Source organism: Streptomyces albicerus (assembly GCF_008905045.1).
Lineage (GTDB): Bacteria > Actinomycetota > Actinomycetes > Streptomycetales > Streptomycetaceae > Streptomyces > Streptomyces albicerus.
The window spans coordinates 84,262-85,632 of the sequence record NZ_VWMY01000041.1 but is presented as its reverse complement, the minus strand read 5'-3'; the positions used below and the strand labels follow the sequence as shown (position 1 = coordinate 85,632).

At 69.5% G+C, this 1,371-nt stretch carries 1 protein-coding gene; it reads left to right on the top strand.

Translation table 11 applies throughout. From position 1 onward, the window contains the following. Window positions 1–322 precede the first annotated feature (322 nt). Window positions 323–1,339, top strand: coding sequence for an aspartate-semialdehyde dehydrogenase (locus GAS53_RS33455; RefSeq protein WP_151481502.1), 1,017 nt, complete (start codon window positions 323–325; stop codon window positions 1,337–1,339). The last annotated feature ends 32 nt before the right edge of the window (window positions 1,340–1,371 follow it).

Sequence of the window (1,371 nt, the reverse complement as noted above, 5' to 3'; positions counted from 1 at the left end):
CAGGGGGTCGTCGAGTGCGCCCTCGACGACCCCCTGGACACGGCGGGCTTTTCTGCGCAGCACAGCCACCCTCCCCTCGCCGCGTTTCCTCTATGACGCCGAGGGCAGGCAAAACGTTCGGGTGCTTCGAGGACTTTGTTCGGGCAGGTTCGAGGACCTTGTCCGGGCAGGTCGGCCGCGTCCCACTCCTCGGGCGCCCAGGGCAAAGAATTGGACAGGCAGGGCGGGGTCGGACGCATGATGGATGCGCTGGGGCCACATCAGACGCACACAGTAGGCAGTCATACGCACGCAGTAGTGCGCACGCACAGAAGGAGTCGCCGTGAGGGTCGGAATCGTCGGAGCCACCGGTCAGGTCGGCACAGTCATGCGCAGGATCCTGGTCGAGCGGGACTTCCCGGTCACCGAGCTGCGCCTGTTCGCCTCGGCCCGCTCGGCCGGGACGGTCGTCGACGGTGTGACCGTGGAGGACGCCTCCACCGCCGACTACTCCGGTCTGGACATCGTCCTGTTCTCCGCGGGCGGCGCCACGTCGAAGGTCCTCGCCGAGAAGGTCGCCTCCCAGGGCGCCGTCGTGATCGACAACTCCTCGGCGTGGCGCCGGGACCCGGACGTGCCCCTGGTGGTGTCCGAGGTGAACCCGCACGCGATCGCCGACCGCCCCAAGGGCATCATCGCCAACCCGAACTGCACGACGATGGCCGCGATGCCGGTGCTCAAGCCGCTCCACGAGGAGGCGGGCCTCGAGGCGCTGGTCGTCGCGACGTACCAGGCGGTGTCGGGCTCCGGCCTCTCAGGCGTGGCCGAGCTGCACGGCCAGGCGCAGAAGGTGATCGCGGACGCGGACAAGCTGACGCACGACGGTTCCGCGGTCGACTTCCCCGAGCCGCAGGTCTACCAGCGCCCCATCGCCTTCAACGTCCTCCCGCTAGCCGGTTCCATCGTCGACGACGGCCTGAACGAGACCGACGAGGAGCAGAAGCTCCGCAACGAGTCCCGCAAGATCCTCGAGATCCCGGCCCTCAAGGTCTCCGGCACGTGCGTCCGCGTCCCGGTCTTCTCGGGCCACTCCCTCCAGGTGAACGCCCGCTTCGCGCGTCCGCTGTCGGTGGAGCGCGCGACGGAGCTGCTGGCCGGCGCCCCCGGTGTCGCCCTCTCCGACATCCCGACCCCCCTCCAGGCCGCCGGCCAGGACCCGTCCTTCGTCGGCCGCATCCGCCAGGACGAGACCGTGGAGCACGGCCTCGCCCTGTTCATCTCCAACGACAACCTCCGCAAGGGCGCTGCGCTCAACGCGGTCCAGATCGCGGAGCTGGTGGCGGCGGAGCTGAAGGGCTGACTCTGTCCCCGACCCCCGCTGAAAATCAGCCC